The sequence below is a fragment of the Paenibacillus sp. MZ03-122A genome, from assembly GCF_024213325.1.
Lineage (GTDB): Bacteria > Bacillota > Bacilli > Paenibacillales > Paenibacillaceae > Paenibacillus > Paenibacillus polymyxa_B.
In genome coordinates, this window is sequence record NZ_JANAVI010000043.1 from 1 (window position 1) to 1,619 (window position 1,619).

At 55.7% G+C, this 1,619-nt stretch carries 1 protein-coding gene; it reads right to left on the reverse strand.

Annotation, left to right across the window (positions count from 1 at the left end; translation table 11 throughout):
• Positions 1-1,589 (reverse strand): non-ribosomal peptide synthetase (locus NLX74_RS25455; RefSeq protein ID WP_254330925.1); only part of this gene is annotated, 1,589 nt, incomplete at its 3' end.
• Positions 1,590-1,619: the final 30 nt, after the last annotated feature.

The following is a 1,619-nucleotide window of genomic DNA, read 5'->3' on the forward strand; positions in this document are numbered from 1 at the left end:
AGTTCCGGACGGTTCAAATAGCCGCGCGCCAAGCCGTCTCCCGCGATGCACAACTCGCCTGGCACTCCGATCGGCTGAAGATTGCCGCAGTCATGAACAATATATAGCGCTGTATTAGCAAAAGGCACTCCGATATGTATGCTTTCAGAATCCGTCAGCTCGGCAACGCTCGAAAAAACGGTGGTTTCTGTAGGCCCGTACCCATTGAATAGTCTAGCCGAGTTTTCTTGCTGGAGCTGCCGCAGCAGGGACGGCGGTAGCGCCTCGCCGCAGACAATAATCCGCTTCAGAAGCTGGATCGCTGACAAAGAAGCTGGGTGCCCTCGAAGCGCCTGCATCCGTGATGGCGTAACCTGCAGAATATCGACGGCATGATCCACCAGGAAACGACCGAGCAATACCGGATCCACCTGCTCCTCCTCCGACGCTAGGGCAATCTGCAATCCATAGGCCAACGGCACCAACGATTCTACGGCGAAGATGTCAAATGAAACGGTCGTCAAACAGGCGATGGTCCGACAGCCGTCCAGCGGGATATGCTCAGGTAGGCCCGTCACGAAGTGATGAAGGGCACGATGCTCGACCATAACCCCTTTAGGCTGTCCCGTCGTTCCCGACGTATAGATGACATACATCAGATCATTTGGCTCGTTGATCGGCGGCAGCATGGTTTCTGCTTCTGTCGCATTCAGGATCGATTCATCCAGGAGTACAGTCTCCCAAGGTCCATCCATCGCCCAAGCCGGACACTCACATGCGAGCAACCACTTCGTCCCGCTGTCCTCGAGCATGAAGCGAATCCGTTTCTCCGGGTGGCCGGGGTCGATCGGTAGATACGCCCCGCCAGCTTTCAAAGTGCCCCACAGCCCAACGATGATTTCCAGCGATCGCTCGGCCATAATGGCGATGATGCTCTCCCGTCCGACACCCTTCTCCCGCAGCGTCCAGGCCAAGCGGTTCGCCCGCTCGTTCAGCTCCCGGTACGTCAGGCGCTCATCCCCGCACACCACTGCTACGGCTTCCGGCGTCCGCGCCGCTTGTTCTTCAAACAAGTCCACTATGGTTTTGTCCTTCGGATAGACCGTAACTATCTGGTTTCGTTCTTCCAGCCAGCGACGCTCATCGGCCGTGACAATCTCGATCGATTCGTGGCTTCTGCCCGCGTCCTCAATCAGCTGAGCCGCAATGTGTTTCACATGACCTTCCATGTTCCTCACGATTTGGGGGTCATACACCAGGGCATTGTACTGGAATTTCATCAACAGTTCGCTGCCAGGCACCACAATTACATTGAAATCATAGTTGGTTTGTTCGGACACTTCGAGATCCTCTAATGTAAACTCGTACGCATCGCCGCTGTTCATGGCTTCGCTCGTCACCGGATAGTTTTCAAATACGACAATGTGATCCACCAAACCTTGTCCCAGCTCGCTTTGCGACTGAATCTCGTACAGCGGATAGAACGAATGGCGTTCCGAAGACAAGGCTGTTTCCTGGACTTGCCTGAGCAAATCCGACACCCGCTGCTGCCCCCCACTGGTCACCCGCACCGGGATGGTGTTGATGAATAGGCCCACCATTCGCTCCACATCCGGCAATTCCGCCGGTCTTCCCGAAAC